Source organism: Streptomyces sp. NPDC007971, from assembly GCF_042958635.1.
GTDB lineage: Bacteria > Actinomycetota > Actinomycetes > Streptomycetales > Streptomycetaceae > Streptomyces.
In genome coordinates this window covers 232,853-249,530 of record NZ_JBIBJK010000008.1, presented here as the reverse complement: position 1 = coordinate 249,530, position 16,678 = coordinate 232,853, and the positions used below count along the sequence as shown (strand labels likewise).

General features: G+C 69.3%; 10 protein-coding genes. 6 read left to right on the top strand and 4 right to left on the bottom strand.

Going from position 1 to position 16,678, the window contains the following annotated elements:
- Positions 1 to 425: 425 nt before the first annotated feature.
- The 3 genes from ACFZCP_RS18990 to ACFZCP_RS18980 form a co-directional block, all read right to left on the bottom strand.
- Positions 426 to 2,090 carry a CDP-alcohol phosphatidyltransferase gene (locus ACFZCP_RS18990; protein WP_391428324.1) on the bottom strand — a complete coding sequence of 555 codons (1,665 nt, stop codon included), beginning with the start codon at positions 2,088 to 2,090 and terminating at the stop codon, positions 426 to 428.
- 805 nt (positions 2,091 to 2,895) lie between these two features.
- Positions 2,896 to 4,833 carry a glycogen debranching N-terminal domain-containing protein gene (locus ACFZCP_RS18985; RefSeq protein WP_391428192.1) on the bottom strand — a complete coding sequence of 646 codons (1,938 nt, stop codon included), beginning with the start codon at positions 4,831 to 4,833 and terminating at the stop codon, positions 2,896 to 2,898.
- Entirely contained in the window at positions 4,830 to 6,374 is a 1,545-nt protein-coding gene (locus tag ACFZCP_RS18980) for a trehalase family glycosidase (RefSeq protein WP_391428191.1), read from the bottom strand. Before ACFZCP_RS18980 ends, ACFZCP_RS18985 begins: the two co-directional genes overlap by 4 nt.
- A 120-nt stretch (positions 6,375 to 6,494) precedes the next feature.
- On the opposite strand from ACFZCP_RS18980, the gene ACFZCP_RS18975 reads away from it, so the two are divergent.
- The 5 genes from ACFZCP_RS18975 (at position 6,495) to ACFZCP_RS18955 (ending at position 13,814) form a co-directional block, all read left to right on the top strand.
- Positions 6,495 to 7,715, top strand: coding sequence for an ROK family protein (locus tag ACFZCP_RS18975; protein ID WP_391428190.1), 1,221 nt, complete (start codon positions 6,495 to 6,497; stop codon positions 7,713 to 7,715).
- 525 nt (positions 7,716 to 8,240) lie between these two features.
- Entirely contained in the window at positions 8,241 to 10,961 is a 2,721-nt protein-coding gene (ppdK, locus tag ACFZCP_RS18970) for a pyruvate, phosphate dikinase (protein ID WP_391428189.1), read from the top strand.
- A gap of 705 nt (positions 10,962 to 11,666) precedes the next feature.
- The gene (locus ACFZCP_RS18965; RefSeq protein WP_391428188.1) at positions 11,667 to 12,173 is read left to right on the top strand and encodes a hypothetical protein; all 507 of its coding nucleotides are present in this window, start codon (positions 11,667 to 11,669) and stop codon (positions 12,171 to 12,173) included.
- Positions 12,161 to 12,643: a hypothetical protein gene (locus ACFZCP_RS18960; RefSeq protein ID WP_391428187.1), complete on the top strand. Its 483-nt coding sequence runs from the start codon at positions 12,161 to 12,163 to the stop codon at positions 12,641 to 12,643. Before ACFZCP_RS18965 ends, ACFZCP_RS18960 begins: the two co-directional genes overlap by 13 nt.
- Positions 12,644 to 13,550: 907 nt before the next feature.
- Positions 13,551 to 13,814, top strand: a complete 264-nt coding sequence (locus ACFZCP_RS18955; RefSeq protein WP_391428186.1) for a hypothetical protein — start codon at positions 13,551 to 13,553, stop codon at positions 13,812 to 13,814.
- Positions 13,815 to 13,957: 143 nt separating this feature from the next.
- On the opposite strand, the gene ACFZCP_RS18950 is transcribed toward ACFZCP_RS18955, so the two are convergent.
- A complete protein-coding gene (locus ACFZCP_RS18950; RefSeq protein WP_391428185.1) occupies positions 13,958 to 14,461 on the bottom strand; it encodes a hypothetical protein in 504 nt (167 codons plus the stop codon).
- A 906-nt stretch (positions 14,462 to 15,367) separates the two neighbouring features.
- Between ACFZCP_RS18950 and ACFZCP_RS18945 the strand changes: the two genes are divergently transcribed.
- The gene (locus tag ACFZCP_RS18945) at positions 15,368 to 16,435 is read left to right on the top strand and encodes a CAP domain-containing protein (protein ID WP_391428184.1); all 1,068 of its coding nucleotides are present in this window, start codon (positions 15,368 to 15,370) and stop codon (positions 16,433 to 16,435) included.
- Positions 16,436 to 16,678: the final 243 nt, after the last annotated feature.

Below are 16,678 nucleotides of genomic sequence, written 5' to 3'. Positions count from 1 at the left end.
CTGACCCTGCCCGGGGCTCCGCCCCTGACCCTGCCCGGGGCTCCGCCCCGAACCCCGCCAGGGGCTCTGCCCCTGGACCCCGTCCTCGCCCGCCCGCCACCCGACGCGGTGGCTCAGGAGCCGACCGCCACGGGGCTCCGCCCCGGACCCCGATGAGGAAGTGGCTTCGGCCACGGCCCCGGTGGGGGAAGCGGGGTCCGGTCGGGCCCCGGTGGGGGAAGTGGGGTCCGGTGGGGAAAGTGGGGTCCGACCGGGGCCCGGTGGTGGGGCGGGAGCCGGGCTGGGCCCCGGTGGTGGCTGGGCGCCGGGCTGGGACTTCCCTCCGGCCCCCTGCCCGGTGGGGCTTCTCTCCGGCCCCTCTGTTCGATGGCTTCTCTCGTGCCCCTTGTTCAAAAGGTGTTCGGTGGTTGGCAGGGTGCTCGGGGTCAGCCCTTCTTCGGGTGTGGGGTCGAGCCGTATGCCGTCAGGAAGCGGTCGCGGAACGAACTCATCTTCCAGACCGGGGCGTTGTGGGCAGGACGCAGGCCGTCCGTCCACCCCCACCCGGCGATCTTGTCGAGGACCTTCGGGTCCTTGGCCACGATCGAGACCGGTACGTCACGGCTGGCGTGGTTGCCGCTGACGCGGGCGATCGGCTGGTGGTCGCCGAGGAACACCAGGACGGTGTTGTCGTTGCCGTAGCGCGTCAGCCACTGGGTGAGCGCCGTCACCGAGTACTGGATGGACTTGCCGTACTCCTGGCGGGACTTGGTGGTGTCGGCGATGACGTCGGCCGGATCGTTGCCCGCCGCCTGGATGCCCTTGAAGATCGAGCCGTCGCCCAGCTGGTCCCAGCCGACCATCTTCGGGATCGGCGCCCACGGCTGGTGGCTGGAGGTGAGGATGAGCAGGGACATCCGCGCCTTGCCGTCGGCCGGCTGCTTGCTGTGCACCCGCTCCTGGTACTGCTGCAGCGCGTACTGGTCCGGCATGGTCGACCAGCTGAACTTCGGTCCCTGGTAGCCGAGTTGGAAGGCGTTGTAGACCTTGTCGAGGCCGTACCACTTCTGCTCCGGCCACCCCTTCTGCACGCCCGGCATCACGCCGACCGTGTCGAAGGCGCCGGTCTTCTTGAAGGCATCCGTCAGGCTCATGTGGTTGCTCGCCATGACGGTGCGGTAGCGCTGCTGGTTGCTGATCCACAGGCCCGACATCGTGGTGGAGTGGCCGAGCCAGCTGCTGCCGCCGTAGGTCGCCGAGGTCAGCCAGCCGCTCTTGGCGTGGAAGCCCGCCTTGGCCAGGGCCTGGGTGCGGGCGTCGAGGGTGCTGTCGACGCCGGGCGCCATGATCGGGTCCTCGACGGCGCTGCGGCCGTAGCTCTCGATGAACGTGAAGATCATGTCCTTGCCGCGCAAATCCGGGACCAGCTGGGCGGGCGGGGTGTTCCCGAAGGCGTCGACCTTGGCCACCTTCGCGAACTCCGCCTCGTCCCGCAGGGTGTTCCGCGCCTGCCGGACCTGCCACTTCAGGGCCGTGGCGGTGCGGTCGGCGGCGATCGGCACGCCGGAGACCTGCAGACCGAGGGAGGAGCAGGTGATCCAGACGACGCCGGCGATCAGGGTGCCCCTGGTGGCGGTGCCGGAGTGCCGGGCGAGCAGGTTGCTCAGCCGGACGGTCGACAGCGCCAGCAGCGCGAACAGCAGCAGGACGAGGGCGATCACACCGGCCGTCACGGCGAGGGTGGTGGTGCGGCCCAGCGAGTCGTCCAGATACGACTGGGCGTCGCCGAGCAGGCTCCAGTCCAGGACCGGGTTGAAACCACGGCCGAGGTACTGGTTGAAGCCCATGTCGAGCAGGTTCAGCACGGTGAGCGCGGCCAGTGCGACCCCGGACACGGCCGCGGTCACGATCCGGGGCCGGCGCGGCAGTGCGAGCATCACGGCAGCACCGATGACCGCCTCCGCGGGTATGCGCGTGAACTTCGCCGGCCCCAGCCCGACGACCGTGTTGGGCAGCACGAGCGCGGCGACGACCAGGGCGGCGGCGAGCACATTGACGGTGGCGGAGAGGGCTCGGGCTGCGGCCGGGTGCGCCTCCCGCCGACGGCGGATCCACCCGGCCCAGGAGGCCCAGGAGGCCCAGGAGGCCCAGGGGGCCCAACTGCGGCGGGCGGGGAGAGAATCGGCGGGCACGGGGGCCTCGCCGGCGTCCGGTGTCACCTTCTCCGCGGCCCCGTCCGAAGTCACCTTCTCCGCGGCTCCGTCCGAGGCCACCCCATCGAAGCCGGCCGCAACCGCCTCCTCTGACTCGGCCGCAACCGCCTCCTCTGACTCGGCCGCAACCGCCTTCTCCGAGTCCGTCGCGACCGTCTCCTCGGAGTCGGTCGCAGCCGTTTCCTCCTCGGCGACGGTCTCGACCGTCTCCTCGGCAGCCGGCTTCACGGGTTCCGCAGACTTCCCGGGGCCTGTTGCGGCAGCGGTCTCCGCAGGACCTGCTGCCTCGGCTTTCTCCGGGAGATCCTCGGTCACCCCGGCCGTGGCCGGTGACTGTCGCGTGCTCGTGTGCTGAGGCAACCGGAGGTCCTTCCGTGCGAAAGCTGTGGCGAGCCCGCCCGGCCCGCCACCATCTTCGTACGGCCGCTCTCACACCCCTGTTCAGGCCCCCTGGCAAACACCGGGCAAACAACCGCGCCCCTCGGGCGCGGGGGGTCGTGTCGGCTTCCTGCCCCGCCGCGACGGGGGTCCCCCTTGGCCCGAGCGAAGCCGAGAACTTGCGGGAGCGATCAGCCGCACACCACCCGCAGCACTGGGACGGAAGAACCCGACGGCGGAGACCCGCCGGCAGGACCCCCACGGCGCACAGCGGCCCGACGCTGTGTCGCATCGCGCCGCTGTGTCCGGCCGATGCATCCCGCCCCTACGCTCCGCCGACCGCGGTCAGCAACGCCAGTGGCGCCGCCGCCGACCGTGACTCGCGGACGCACGCGTGCGGGCAGGGAACCGGCTCCGGATGTGTGTCACGGCCGTAGCCCGCCAGCACCTCCGGGAGCCGGTGGCCGGCCGCCGTCGCCGCGTCCACCAGGGCGTGCGCCACCGTACGGGCCTCGTCGTGCAGGCCGTAGCGGGCCAGGCCCAGGGTGATCAGCGCGTTGTCGTGCGGCCAGAGCGAGCCGCGGTGGTAGGAGAGCGGGTGGTACGCCGGCTGGCCGGACGCCAGGGTGCGTACGCCCCACCCGGAGAAGAAGTCCGGTTCCAGCAGCCGCCGGCCGACCACCTCGCCGTACTCCTTGTCCAGCAGCCCCGACCACAGCAGATGCCCGGCGTCGGACGCCAGCGCGTCGACCTGGTTGCCCTCCCCGTCCAGTGCGAGTGCCGGGAAGGAGTGCTCCCGCATCCAGAAGTCCCGCTGGAAACGGTCGCGCAGGTCGGCCGCCGCCTGCTCCAGCAGGGCGGCGTACGTCTCGTCGGCCCACGCGGTGTGCGCCACCCACGCCGTGCGGCGCAGCGCGTCGTACGCATAGCCCTGGGCGCCCGCCGCCATCACGGCACCGGTGGGCCGGGTGCCGTCGGACCAGCAGATGGCCCCGGGGGAGTCCTTCCAGTTCTGGTTGGCGAGGCCGCCCTCGTCGGCGCGGTAGACGAGATAGCCGCACGTGGTCAGCCCGCCGTGGTCCAGCATCCAGCCGATCGCCGCGCGGGCGTGCGGTTCGAGGCGGCGGGCGAGGGCGGCGTCGCCGGTCAGCTCGACGTACGCGCCGAGCAGGATCAGGAACAGCGGGGTCGCGTCGACCGAGCCGTAGTACCGCCCGAACGGCACCTGGCCGAAGTGCGCCAGCTCGCCGTGGCGCACCTCGTGCACGATCTTGCCGGGCTGGGCCACGGAGGTCACACTCGTGCGGGTCGCCTGGGTCGCGGCCAGCGCCGGGAGGGTCGCCTCGGCCAGCTGTGGGTGGTAGGGCAGCGCGAACAGGGCGGTGAGCAGGGCGTCCCGGCCGAGCAGGGTCAGGAACCAGGGGGCGCCCGCGGCCGGCACGCGCAGTTCCTCGCCGTCCGGCCCGGTCGCCGCCACCTGGAGCGCGGCCAGGTCGGCCAGCCCCCGGGCACAGGCCGCCGCCAGCTCCGGCCAGCCGGTCGGGAAGGCCACTCCCTCCACGAACCTGCCCTCCAGGTCGAGGAGCTGCTCGTTCACGGAGGAGGGCGAGCGCGGTACACGCAGGGCGCGTTTGTCGCCGTGCGGGCGGGCCATCACGCGCAGCATCAGCTCGGTCGTGCCGTGGGGTTCCAGGTCCAGGGTCCACACCAGGCGGCGGGCGCCCGTGCCGGTCTCCTCGACGGTGTCGGGGGCAGGGTCGGCGGTGATGGTCGTACAGGAGCGCCATTCGGCACGCCGGTAGACGAACTCGATGCCGTCGTCCAGGACCTGGCGGGAGCGTACGGCGCCGGCCTTGACGTAGGTGCGGTGGTCGGAGCGGAGTTCGAACTGGTCGGCGAAGTCGGCGTCGGCGGTGATGGCGAGACGGACGGTGGTGGGCACCGGGCGGTTGCTGGTCACGCGCAGGGACTCGACGAACGAGCTGTCACCTACGGCCTGTTCCCGGAAGACGGTGTGGGCGGGCGGCTCCTGCCGGCCGCCGCGCGGCACCAGCACACAGCGGGCCGCGTCGCCGTCCGTGACCGGGGTGAGCACCTCGGGCACCGTGCCGTCGACGGTGAGCTGCCAGCGGCTCAGATGCCGGGCGTCGCGTACGAATAACCCGTCCGGGGAGACGTTGTTCCGCACCCCGCTGATGTCACCCCGGTCGCCCACGGCCGCGAACGTCGCCCCGTGCACGAGCAGATGATGCCGGTCCGTCATTGCCGGTCCCCTCCCTTGTCCCTCGTGTCGAACGCGCCCGTGGCCGTGGGGGACACGGTGTGTCCGGGGCGCTCATGCAGCAGATCCAGGGCGAGCGCGGCCGTCCAGCCGAAGCCGGTCGCGCCGCACGCCTCCCCGGTGTACGGATCGACGTACTCGGCGAAGTCGGTGGCCTCGGCCAGGCGCAGCACCGCCTGTCGCAACGCGTCGGCACGCTCGCGCTCCCCGTGCGCGCGCAGCCCGCGTTCCAGCAGCCAGCTCGTGTTGAACCAGGCGGGGCCCCGCCAGTACCGGTGCGGGTCGAAGGCCTCGCCGAGGAGGTCGTAGCTCGGGACCATCACCGTGGTGCCCCCCAGCCCGAAGTGCGGGCCGCACAGCGTGCGGACGAGGGCGGTGGCGACCCGGCGGGGCAGCCCCGGCAGCAGCAGCGGGACAAGGCCGGAGACGCTCCGCTCGGGGATCAGGGCGGCGCCGCGCAGGTCCCGGCAGAGGAACATCCCGCTCGCCGGGTCCCACAGCCGCGCCACCAGGGCCGCCGTCAGCCGCTCGGCGCGCGCGTGGCGGGCGGTGCCGGCCGCGCCCAGCTCCGCGGCGATCCGCGCCAGCGCATGCTCGGACGCGATCAGCAGGGCGTTGAACGCCGGGTCCTCGACGGCGAACTCCCCGCCCCCGGCCCCGGCCTCGCCCCCGGCCCCGTCCGTCCCCCTCGCCCCGGCTCCGTTCCTCCCGTGCGGCCCTTCGTCCCTCCGGCCGTCCGGAACTTCGCCGCTGCTCCCGTCCGGCCCGTCCCTGTACTCGCGGTCCCGGTAGTCCGCCGCCAGCCGCACGTACCGCCCGTAGTCCAGGTCCGTCGGCCGGTCCTCGGCGGCGCCGTGGTCGAGGTCGGCGCGACGGAAGGAGCGGGCCGGGGCGGGCGCGACGCGGGAGAGCGGGGCGTCCCAGCAGGGGCTGTTGTCCATGCCCTGTTCCCAGGGGTGCACGACGGACACCAGGCCGCCCCCGCCCAGATCCCGGCGGTGCAGCAGATACCGGTGCCAGGCGGCCAGCCGCGGATACACCCCGGCGAGGAAACCGCGGGCCCGCGACAGTCCCGGATCGGCGCAGTGCACCAGCCAGGCGGCCAGCGCATGTACCGGTGGCTGCACGATGCCCGACGTCTGTACGGTGCGCGGGGCGCCCGCCGCGTGCCCCGCGGCCGAGGAGCGCCAGAAGTCGGGGCTCGGGAAGTACGCGTCGAGCGGAACGGAGGGGTTGAAGACGATGTGCGGGACGCGCCCGTCGCCCCACTGGGCCGCCAGCAGCGTCTCCAGCTCCGTCTGCGCGCGCAGCGGCGAGACGTGCCTGAGGCCGATCGCGACGAACGCCGAGTCCCAGGACCACTGGTGCGGGTACAGGCTCCGGGAGGGGACCGTCGAACTGCCCGTCCAGTTCGCGTCGAGCACCCGTGCGGCCCTGACGTGCAGGGACGGCAGCGGCGTCGGCGGATCGTATGCGATCTCGCGGTCCGGGAGACGGGCAGTGAGCTGGGCAGTGCGATCCACTCGGGGCTCCCCGAAGACGTCCGGCCGACCGGGTTTGGCTGCGACCACCGTAGGGTTACGTCTATTTAACACGCAAAACCCAATATGTAATGCATGCTTGAGAAACACAAGGGGGTGCGCATGACTGGACGGCCCGGCAGAACCGGACGGAGCGGAAGCCAGGCGAGCGCCGGTGATCTGCTCGAACTCGTGCGCAGCGGACGAGCCGTCACACGCGGCGCGCTCCAGCAGGCCACGGGGCTGTCCCGGGCCACCGTCGGCCAGCGCCTCGACCGGCTCTTCCGGGCCGGCTGGCTGCGCGAGGGGGCGGGCGGCCCGGTCGGCTCCCCGCTCGGCGGACGCCCCTCCATCACCCTGGAGTTCGACGACTCCCACGCCGTGCTCCTCGCCGCCGACCTGGACACCCGGCACGCCCGGGCGGCCGTGCTGACCCTGACCGGCGAGATCCTCGCCGAGCACTCGGGGACCCTCGTCGTGGAGGAGGGGCCGGAGCCGGTCCTCGGTGAACTCGGCGTCTGGTTCGCCGAGTTGCTGACCAAGGCCGGGCACCGGGCCGAGGAGGTCTGCGGGATCGGGCTCGCGGTGCCGGGGCCGGTCGACAGCGAGACGGGCCGGGTGGTCCAGCCGCCGATCATGCCGGGCTGGGACGGCTACGACATACGGGGCCGTCTCTCCCGCGCCTTCACCGAGCGCACCGGCGCCCCTGCGGTGCCGGTCCTGGTGGACAACGACGCCAATCTCATGGCCTACGGCGAACAGCGCGCCGGATACCCCGACTGCTCGGCCTTCGTCCTGGTCAAGGTCTCCACGGGCATCGGCGCCGGGGTCGTGGTCGACGGCTCCGTCTACCGGGGCATCGACGGCGGCGCGGGCGACATCGGGCACATCCGGGTGGGCGCGGACGCGCTGTGCCGGTGCGGGTCGTACGGCTGTCTCGCCGCCGTCGCCAGCGGCGGCGCCGTGGCCCGGCGGCTGGCGGAGGCCGGGGTGCCGGCCGCCTCCGGTTCGGACGTGCGGGACCTGCTGACCGCCGGGCATCCGGAGGCGGCGGCGCTGGCCCGGGAGGCCGGACGCCGGGTCGGTGACGTGCTGGCGACGGTCGTGACCCTGCTCAATCCCGGCGTGCTGATGATCGCGGGCGATCTGGCCGGAACGCCGTTCCTCACCGGCGTCCGGGAGCTGCTGTACCAGCGGGCACTGCCGCGCTCCACGGCCCACCTGGACATCGTGACCTCGCGACTGGGGGAGCGGGCGGGGCTGACGGGGGCGGGTGCGCTGGTCGTGGAGCACCTGTACGCGCCCGAGCGGGCGGAGGAGCGGCTCACCGCGCTGGGCGTGTGAGTGGCACGGGGGCGGCGGGGCGGAGCCCGGCAGGCGGCGACCGGCCCGGTGAGGTGACCGGCCCGGTGAGGTGACCGGCCCGGTGCGACGATGGTGAGCAGGCCGGTGACAGGTGCGTTTCCGTCCGTTTCCGGTCTCGGCACCGGTCCGCATGGTGAAATCCCGTCGGCTGTGGCAGCGTGATTCTCGCCACGCTTGATAAGGGTGGCGCTCGGATGAGCGGATCTTGGGCGACTGCACTTCTCCAAGGGGTGGCACTCAGTGCCACCCCTTGATCGTTCATCGATCGAAATCAAACGTGCCGAGAGTCGCTCATCTGAGCGGAATACCCCGCCTATGGGCCCCACTGCGTTCAAGAAGTGAACACATACGCCTGTCAATAGTTGCCAAGCTTTGACTTTCGATCCGCTGGCGGACGACCGGTTACAGGCTCATGACGCACGAGTGGACGTACCCAGACGCCTTCGATCTGGGTATGTTCCTCGCCGTCAGGGCAGCCACCGCGGCCTCAAGGAGTCGAGACCCGTGTCGGAAAACAAAGAACCCCACGTAGCGAAGTTCGTTTACGACTTCACCGAGGGAAACAAGGACCTCAAGGACCTCCTGGGCGGCAAGGGCGCGAACCTCGCCGAGATGACCAACCTCGGTCTGCCGGTCCCTCCGGGCTTCACCATCACCACGGAGGCCTGCAAGGTCTACCTGGAGAGCGGCGAGGAGCCGGTGGCACTGCGTGACGAGGTGAGTGCGCACCTCGACGCCCTCGAGCAGACGATGGGCAAGAAGCTCGGCCAGGCCGACGACCCGCTGCTGGTCTCCGTCCGCTCCGGTGCGAAGTTCTCCATGCCCGGCATGATGGACACGGTCCTGAACATCGGCCTCTCCGACAAGTCGGTGCAGGGCCTGGCCAAGCAGGCCGGCGACGACCGGTTCGCGTGGGACTCCTACCGTCGCCTCATCCAGATGTTCGGCAAGACCGTCCTCGGCGTCGACGGCGAGCTGTTCGAGGAGGCGCTCGACGCGGCCAAGGCGGCCAAGAAGGTCACGGTCGACACCGACCTCGAAGCGGCCGACCTGAAGAAGCTGGTCACCAAGTTCAAGAAGATCGTCAAGGCGGAGGCCGGCCGGGACTTCCCGCAGGACCCCCGCGAGCAGATGGACCTCGCCATCAAGGCGGTCTTCGACTCCTGGAACGGCGACCGCGCCAAGCTCTACCGCCGTCAGGAGCGCATCCCCGGTGACCTGGGCACCGCGGTGAACATCTGCTCCATGGTCTTCGGCAACCTCGGCCCCGACTCCGGCACGGGCGTCGCCTTCACCCGCGACCCCGCCTCCGGCCACCAGGGCGTCTACGGCGATTACCTGCAGAACGCCCAGGGCGAGGACGTGGTGGCGGGCATCCGCAACACGGTCCCGCTCGCCGAGCTGGAGTCGATCGACAAGAAGTCGTACGACCAGCTGATGCAGATCATGGAGACCCTGGAGAACCACTACAAGGATCTCTGCGACATCGAGTTCACCATCGAGCGCGGCCAGCTGTGGATGCTGCAGACCCGCGTCGGCAAGCGCACCGCCGGTGCCGCCTTCCGCATCGCGACCCAGCTCGTGGACCAGGGCCTGATCGACGAGACCGAGGCGCTCCAGCGCGTCACCGGCGCCCAGCTGGCGCAGCTGATGTTCCCGCGCTTCGACGAGGACGCGAAGGTCGAGCGGGTCGGCCGGGGCATCGCGGCCTCGCCGGGCGCGGCGGTCGGCAAGGCGGTCTTCGACTCGTACACCGCCGTGAAGTGGTCCCGCTCGGGCGAGAAGGTCATCCTGGTCCGCCGGGAGACCAACCCCGACGACCTGGACGGCATGATCGCGGCCGAGGGCATCCTGACCTCGCGCGGCGGCAAGACCTCCCATGCGGCGGTCGTCGCGCGCGGCATGGGCAAGACCTGTGTCTGCGGCGCCGAGGAGCTGGAGGTCGACACCAAGCGCCGCCGGATGACGGTGCCGGGCGGCCACGTCGTGGAAGAGGGCGACGTCATCTCCATCGACGGTTCGAGCGGCAAGGTGTACCTCGGCGAGGTCCCGGTGGTCCCCTCCCCGGTCGTGGAGTACTTCGAGGGCCGGATGCACCCGGGCGCCGACGACGCGGACGAGCTGGTCGAGGCCGTGCACCGCATGATGGCCTTCGCCGACCGCAAGCGCCGCCTCAGGGTGCGTGCCAACGCGGACAATGCCGAGGACGCGCTGCGCGCCCGCCGCTTCGGCGCCCAGGGCATCGGTCTGTGCCGCACCGAGCACATGTTCCTCGGCGAGCGCCGCGAGATGGTCGAGAAGCTGATCCTCGCGGACACCCAGGAGGAGCGCGAGGCGGCCCTGGAGCAGCTCCTGCCGCTCCAGAAGAAGGACTTCGTCGAGCTCTTCGAGGCGATGGACGGCCTGCCGGTCACGGTCCGTCTCCTCGACCCGCCGCTGCACGAGTTCCTGCCCGACATCACGGAACTCTCCGTCCGCGTGGCGCTCGCCGAGTCCCGCCAGGAGCCGCACGAGAACGACCTGCGCCTGCTGCAGGCGGTGCACCGGCTGCACGAGCAGAACCCGATGCTGGGCCTGCGCGGCGTGCGCCTCGGCCTCGTCATCCCCGGCCTGTTCACGATGCAGGTCCGTGCCATCGCCGAGGCCGCGGCCGAGCGCAAGAACGCCAAGGGCGACCCGCGTGCCGAGATCATGATCCCGCTCGTCGGCACGGTCCAGGAGCTGGAGATCGTCCGCGAGGAGGCCGACCAGGTCATCGCCGAGGTCCAGGCGGCCACCGGCACGCAGCTGAAGCTGGCGATCGGCACGATGATCGAGCTGCCGCGCGCCGCGCTGACCGCGGGCCAGATCGCCGAGGCGGCGGAGTTCTTCTCCTTCGGCACGAACGACCTGACCCAGACGGTGTGGGGCTTCAGCCGCGACGACGTCGAGGCCTCCTTCTTCACGGCCTACCTGGAGAAGGGCATCTTCGGCGTCAGCCCCTTCGAGACGATCGACAGGGACGGCGTCGGCTCCCTGGTGAAGCTGGCGGCGAAGGCGGGCCGCGAGACCCGTCCCGACCTCAAGCTCGGCGTCTGCGGCGAGCACGGCGGCGACCCGGAGTCGGTCCACTTCTTCCACGAGGTGGGTCTGGACTACGTCTCCTGCTCCCCGTTCCGCATCCCGGTCGCGCGCCTGGAGGCGGGCCGCGCGGCCACCCAGTCCGCGGGCAGCGACCACCGCTGAGCCGAGGGCGGCAGCACTGCCGCCCGCCCGGACCCCGGAGCCGTCGTCGGTCCCCGACCCTCAGACCGATCGGCGGCGGCTCCGGCGCACGAGAAGAAGGGGCGACACCCTGTGCGGGGGTGCCGCCCCTTCGTGCATTCTCTGCGGAGGCTCACAGCGAATGCCGGGTTGAGGCGCCCGGCGTACGCCCGGGCTCAACAGGGGGCGCGCACCCACCCGGCAGGGCGGCGCCGACAGTCGGGGGACCCCGGCGTCCCAGCCAAGGGCATCGAGCAGCGCCCCCACGTGGGGAACGAAGTGCGCTTTAGACGCCAACTGTTGGAGCGAGCCGGACAGCCACCGAGCCCCGGCCTGGCGCCACCGGTAGGCGGGGCCCGTCCCTTGACGAGCACGCAGCCGCGTAAGCGCGCGCCAAGGGCGCTTGCGTAAGACGCCTAGAGGCGGGGCTGCACTGGCGTGGGCGGCAGCCCCATGCGTGCTCAGCTGACTCAGCTCAGCGGCCAGCCCCACAAGCTGGCAGCCCCGTCAGCGACGGCTTGCTCCGACCGTGCCTCTTTCGCTTCAGCTCGTGGGGCGCGGGATCGGCGTCGATATTCGCCAACCTCAGCTCTTCCTCAGAAGATCAACGGAATCTCCACTTCCGCCATGTCCCTGACATACGGTCAGGGCCTGACTGCCGGAAGAGCAGTCCCCAGGGGATTGGCGATGCCTGACAGTGCGCTGGACCAGCCCGCGGCAGAACCCAAGGACCCGCCTCTGCCCGGAGACGTCCCCGGCGCGGCCGACTGCACCCCGGCTCACCCCGTCTACATCCCTACCAAGCAGGGCGGCAAGTACCACTTTGCTGTCGGCCCGTCCAACTCCAACTACAACGGCACTTCAAGAACGGCCAAGTCGACCTTCACGTCAGAAGTGACGGCTGAGGTGGGTGTCGCCGTCAGCGGCGACCTGGAGGTTTCGGTCAACACCTTGATCAACGAGGTCAAGACCAAGTTTCACGTCCAGGTATCCGCGAAAATGACGGCCAAACTCGGCAACTCCATTTCCGTGGATACGCCGTCACACAAGACCACGCACGCCAAGTATGGTGTCTGGCGACTCATGCACACTGGGAAGAGCTACTACCTCCACCAGAACTGCACGGCCTCGCCGGAGCACACCGTCGTCAGCTACTCCCCTTACCACGTCGGATGGTACCTGTGGGAAAGCTGAACACGCTGACAACGGCAACGGCTCTGGCTGCCCTTGCCGCCCTCGCCGTCGGCTGCAACAGCACCTCCGGCGACACCTCGAAAGCACTCCACACTTCTTCCCCCGCTTCTCCATCAAAGGCGTCGGCATCTGATCGCCCCGAGCACGTTCCCGGGGAATCCGTGACCAAGGCGCCGACCCTGCCGGACGGAGAGGTCGTCGCCCAGGCGGCGAACGCCAGCGGAAACCGGGAGATGGACATACGCGGTGGCCTCAAGAGCGGCGCGCTCTCCGTTCTCGTGAACTGCCAGGGCAAGGGAAAGCTGACCGTCCTCGTTCAACCGGTCGGCCTGAGCTTCCCTCTCGAATGCGTGGACGGAGAGGTCAGCAGCACCTACAACCAGCTGAATCTGAAGCACACTCGCACTTACGGCCCAGTCAGCGTGACCGCGCCGTCCAACGTCCGATGGGCCCTCACCGCCGGCCAGTAGGCATCAGGGCCCGGACGATGCCGTCCGGGCCCTGACCCACGTCGCTGCACCCCAGAGCGGACCGCCCAAGAACCGATCGGTTACCGAACGGGGCGGCCTCGCTGTCGACACGCCGAGATGCCACAGGTTCTCCGTGTCCAACAAGGGTGTTGTGGCAGCTTGACGCAGCTCTCGACCGGGGATTGCCCGGCGGACGATTCGTGACGGAAGCCCAGCTTCCTGGAGGGCGTACGCCACCGCTCACATCCCAGCGCCCCAGCGCCAGGATCGCGCGACCGCTTTGGGGGTGTATACCGTCTCAGCGAGATAGCCAGCGGTCCGGCCCTGCGCGATGTCGAGTAGCTCATCCTCCACGCCGTAGTCACGGGCGAGGGCGTACGACACAGCGGCCAGTACTCGGCTCGCCTTCTGATAACAGGTCAGGCCCCGTGCTGACTTCTCAGCACCGGGCCTGACCTGGTGTGTCACTGTCGGGGTGGCGGGATTTGAACCCACGACCTCTTCGTCCCGAAGCAACTTGGGCGGGGGCGCGTTGCCTTGGGCTGGTACGTCTCTCACCTGCGCGGGCGGTCCGCGGACGTTCGCGCTCGTCCGTGGCTGTGCGTCGGCGTTGTCACGCAATTACACACTCACTGAGGGGTCCGGCCCTCATGGGTGAGTGGGTTGTTGGTCGGGGGCCGTTGCCGTGTTGGATCCCGTGGCCCGTGGTGTCCCGGTCGATCCGACACGGTTACTTGGTCACTGGGCGGCTCCGGTGGTACCGGCGCATTTGAGTAGTCGTACTCATGTGCAGTGCCTGCCACGACAGCATTCTGGGCCGCATGCGATTAACAGGTTGTCATCCGCTGGCAGAACGGTGGTGAGGCCCGGGGGCGAGCCTTCAACCGGCTGGCAGGTTGGCGTCAGCGTGGCGCTACTCGTCATCGACCTGATGGGCATGGCCTGGCTGCTGTTCCGCTACGGGATCACGGGCTGGGCCGACAGTAAGGGCCAACGCAATCCACCCGAGGCGCCGAAGGAAGCGTTGAGGGGGATGTGGCTTCTGGCCGGCGGCGCTGTCATCACAGGTGGCGGTCTCCTCTACCTGAGGTGGCTTATTCCCGGTATCGCGCAGCTGGTTGTCCTGGGAGTCGGCGTGGGGCTATTCGCCTACCTCTCCGCTCGTGAGTAGCGCAATTCCCATCCCGCACACCATCGACCCAGACGGAGCCGAGCAGAGGTGGTCGCTGGAGTCCCGATAGTCAGGGCGGCACCCAGGTGCCGGCCGATCCAACACCGGAGGATCGCGCTCTCAGCTTGGGAAGCTAGGGGCTTTTAGGGGCAGCTGCCGGGCTGACCTGCGACGAAGCCATATCGGAGCTGGGGCGTCTGTCGCGCTGATCTCCGGTATTCCCCGTGGTTCCCCGCACGACCTGGCACGGCCCCTTCGTCGAGCAGCACGGCAAGTTCCCTCAGGTCGTTCGCGACCATGACCTGAGCGAGGCGTCCGGCGATGGCCACGACTTCTGGCCAGGCGGAGGCTTGGAGATACTCCGCGTCGGTGTCGTTGGGCGCTTCGGCCGCCGCGGCGTTGAGCGCGACACCGAGCTCTCTCATCAGGACAACCTCTTCGTCACTTCGGAGGCTGACGCCGAGGTACCGCTCTGGCTCGTCGGCGTCGCAGAAGTCGTCGAAGAGTGTGTGGAAAACATGGTCCAGGTTTTCGAACGCCGACGGCTCGAGCCACACGTCCCGCTGCCATGGTGGATTGGCCAGGGCCAACACAACGGGTACGACGTGGACTCGGTGGTTCGCTATGAGGCGGGCGGCTTCGCTCACGAGTCCGAGCGTAGCGACCACGGTTGATGGAGGCGCAGGCGCTCTTGGAACACCGCTTTAGGAGATCGATCACGGGTCGCCTGGAGGTACTTCAGCCCGTGACAGCACGGCCACCTCTGACTGTTCCGGGCCACTGGTGTTCGCCAGCGTTGATGTCGGTCATGGGTGTCAGGGGGTGGCGTCCTTCCCCCATTGAGGACATCGGCGAGAGCCTGCGCCTGGTCCGGCGTGATGCCGAGTGCGAGCGGCACCCGGCGGGGACTGTAGGGCGACGAACAAACCGCGATCGGGATATCTCACTTGTATGTGGTGTCCTTCTTGGCGCAAGGTTCCGAGCCGGAAAATCTTGATGTTGCTACCAAGTCGTCGGGCGGAGATCTCAACACTTCCCGAGGTCAAACTCGTTGGCATCGCTGCACGTCAGCAGCTCGGACTGGAAGAACTTGGGGAGGTCTTGGCCCCTGCATGTTGTTGTACGACTCGCGATGTCGGGCGAATGAGTGCAGTCTGGAATGAAGGGTTGCCTCACGGCGCAGCGCGAGGTGGAGACGGGGGCAGAGCGGAGCGCAAGCGTCATTCCGCGAATAGCGGACGCTATGTGCGTAAGTCTGATGTCTTAGTTCCCTGAAGACGAAGGTGTATGCCGACGGCTGCCTGACGGCCGCAGTGACCGCGCAGGGTCATCAGTGCGGCGACGTTTTCAACAATCGCATCGGAGCATCTTACAGCTCTGTCTCGCGCAGGGTGCGGCGCTCATTCTGGTTCCTTCTGAAAGAGAAGTGGATTTCCCTCCCCAGAGCTCATCACCCTCTTCGTGTCCCACATCGGCCCGTAGTCGCCGACTGCTCCAGGAAGCCGACGCGGTGCCCATCGAGCTGGGCCCAAGATCCGAGAGGTTGGGCGATCATGACGAAAAGTCGACCAGGGCGAATAGCTCGTGGAGCGGCGATTCTGAGCGCCGCACTGATCAGCGGGCTATTTGGGCTCACGGGCCCCTCCCAAGCGCAAACCGGATCCCAATTCACCGATGCCGAGCGCAATGCCGTTCTCGCCCGGCACAACCAAGAGCGCCAAGCGGTCGGCGTGCCACCTTTGGTGTGGAGTAATCAACTCGCCGCCGATGCGCAGGCCTGGGCCGCTCTCGGAACGGGAGGGCACAGCGACCCCAATAAGGGACAAAGGCCCGCCGACCAGGGCGAAAGCCTATACGAAGCCTGGGGAACCCCCATGCCCGCCCGTAACTCCATAGCCGGTGATGCGGCGGCTTGGTGGGCCAGCGAGAAGCAGTACTACAACGCCGATCCAAACAAAAAGATCGATCCGGCCCATGCGGTCAACGACCCCGACCCTGCGAAAAGGACCAATCTTTACAGGTGGGGCCATTACACTCAGATGGTGTGGTCATCCACCAAGGAGATCGGCTGTGGGATAAAGCAGGGTGCGCCCAAGTCCAACGGGTGGTTTGTGGTGTGCCGGTACCGCTCCGCAGGCAACATCGCGGGACAGACACCCTATCCGCCCGGACAAGCACCGCCCCCTGCAGAGCGAATGGCAACCGTGGTCGGTGAGGATGTAGACGTTTACAACGTCAAGAATGAGCCGGACGGTGCGGGGCGGGTGATTGGCATCCTGCGCGTCGGCCAACAAGTTAAGCTCGTGGGAAGCTGTCAGCTGGAATCCTGGTGCCAGGTCGCCGGAGGCAACGTCCCCGGTGGCAACGGCTGGGTGTGGGGGCACCTGCAGTTCGGACAAGCACCGCCCCCTGCAGAGCGAATGGCAACCGTGGCCGGTGAGGATGTAGACGTTTACAACGTCAAGAATGAGCCGGACGGTGCGGGGCGGGTGATCGGCATCCTGCGCGTCGGCCAACAAGTTAAGCTCGTGGGAAGCTGTCAGCTGGAATCCTGGTGCCAGGTCGCCGGAGACAACGTCCCCGGTGGCAACGGCTGGGTTTGGGGGCACCTGCAGTTCTGAAATCGGGCACCTGCGATCTGCGGCTCCGCCCTTGGTCAACTCTCTGACCAGCGGCGGAGCCGTCGACGTTTGTCAACGTTGGTTGTCTCTGAGCACCCTCGCACGGCCCGGAGACGGCCCCGAGGACAAGGGGATCAACTCACCCAAGGAGAACAGGGAAGCGCTGTGACATGCGCTTCAGCTCTGGGACGCCTCTCCCATCCGGTGCATTTCGCCGGGGCCCGCTGGTCCGGGCCTGCCCGG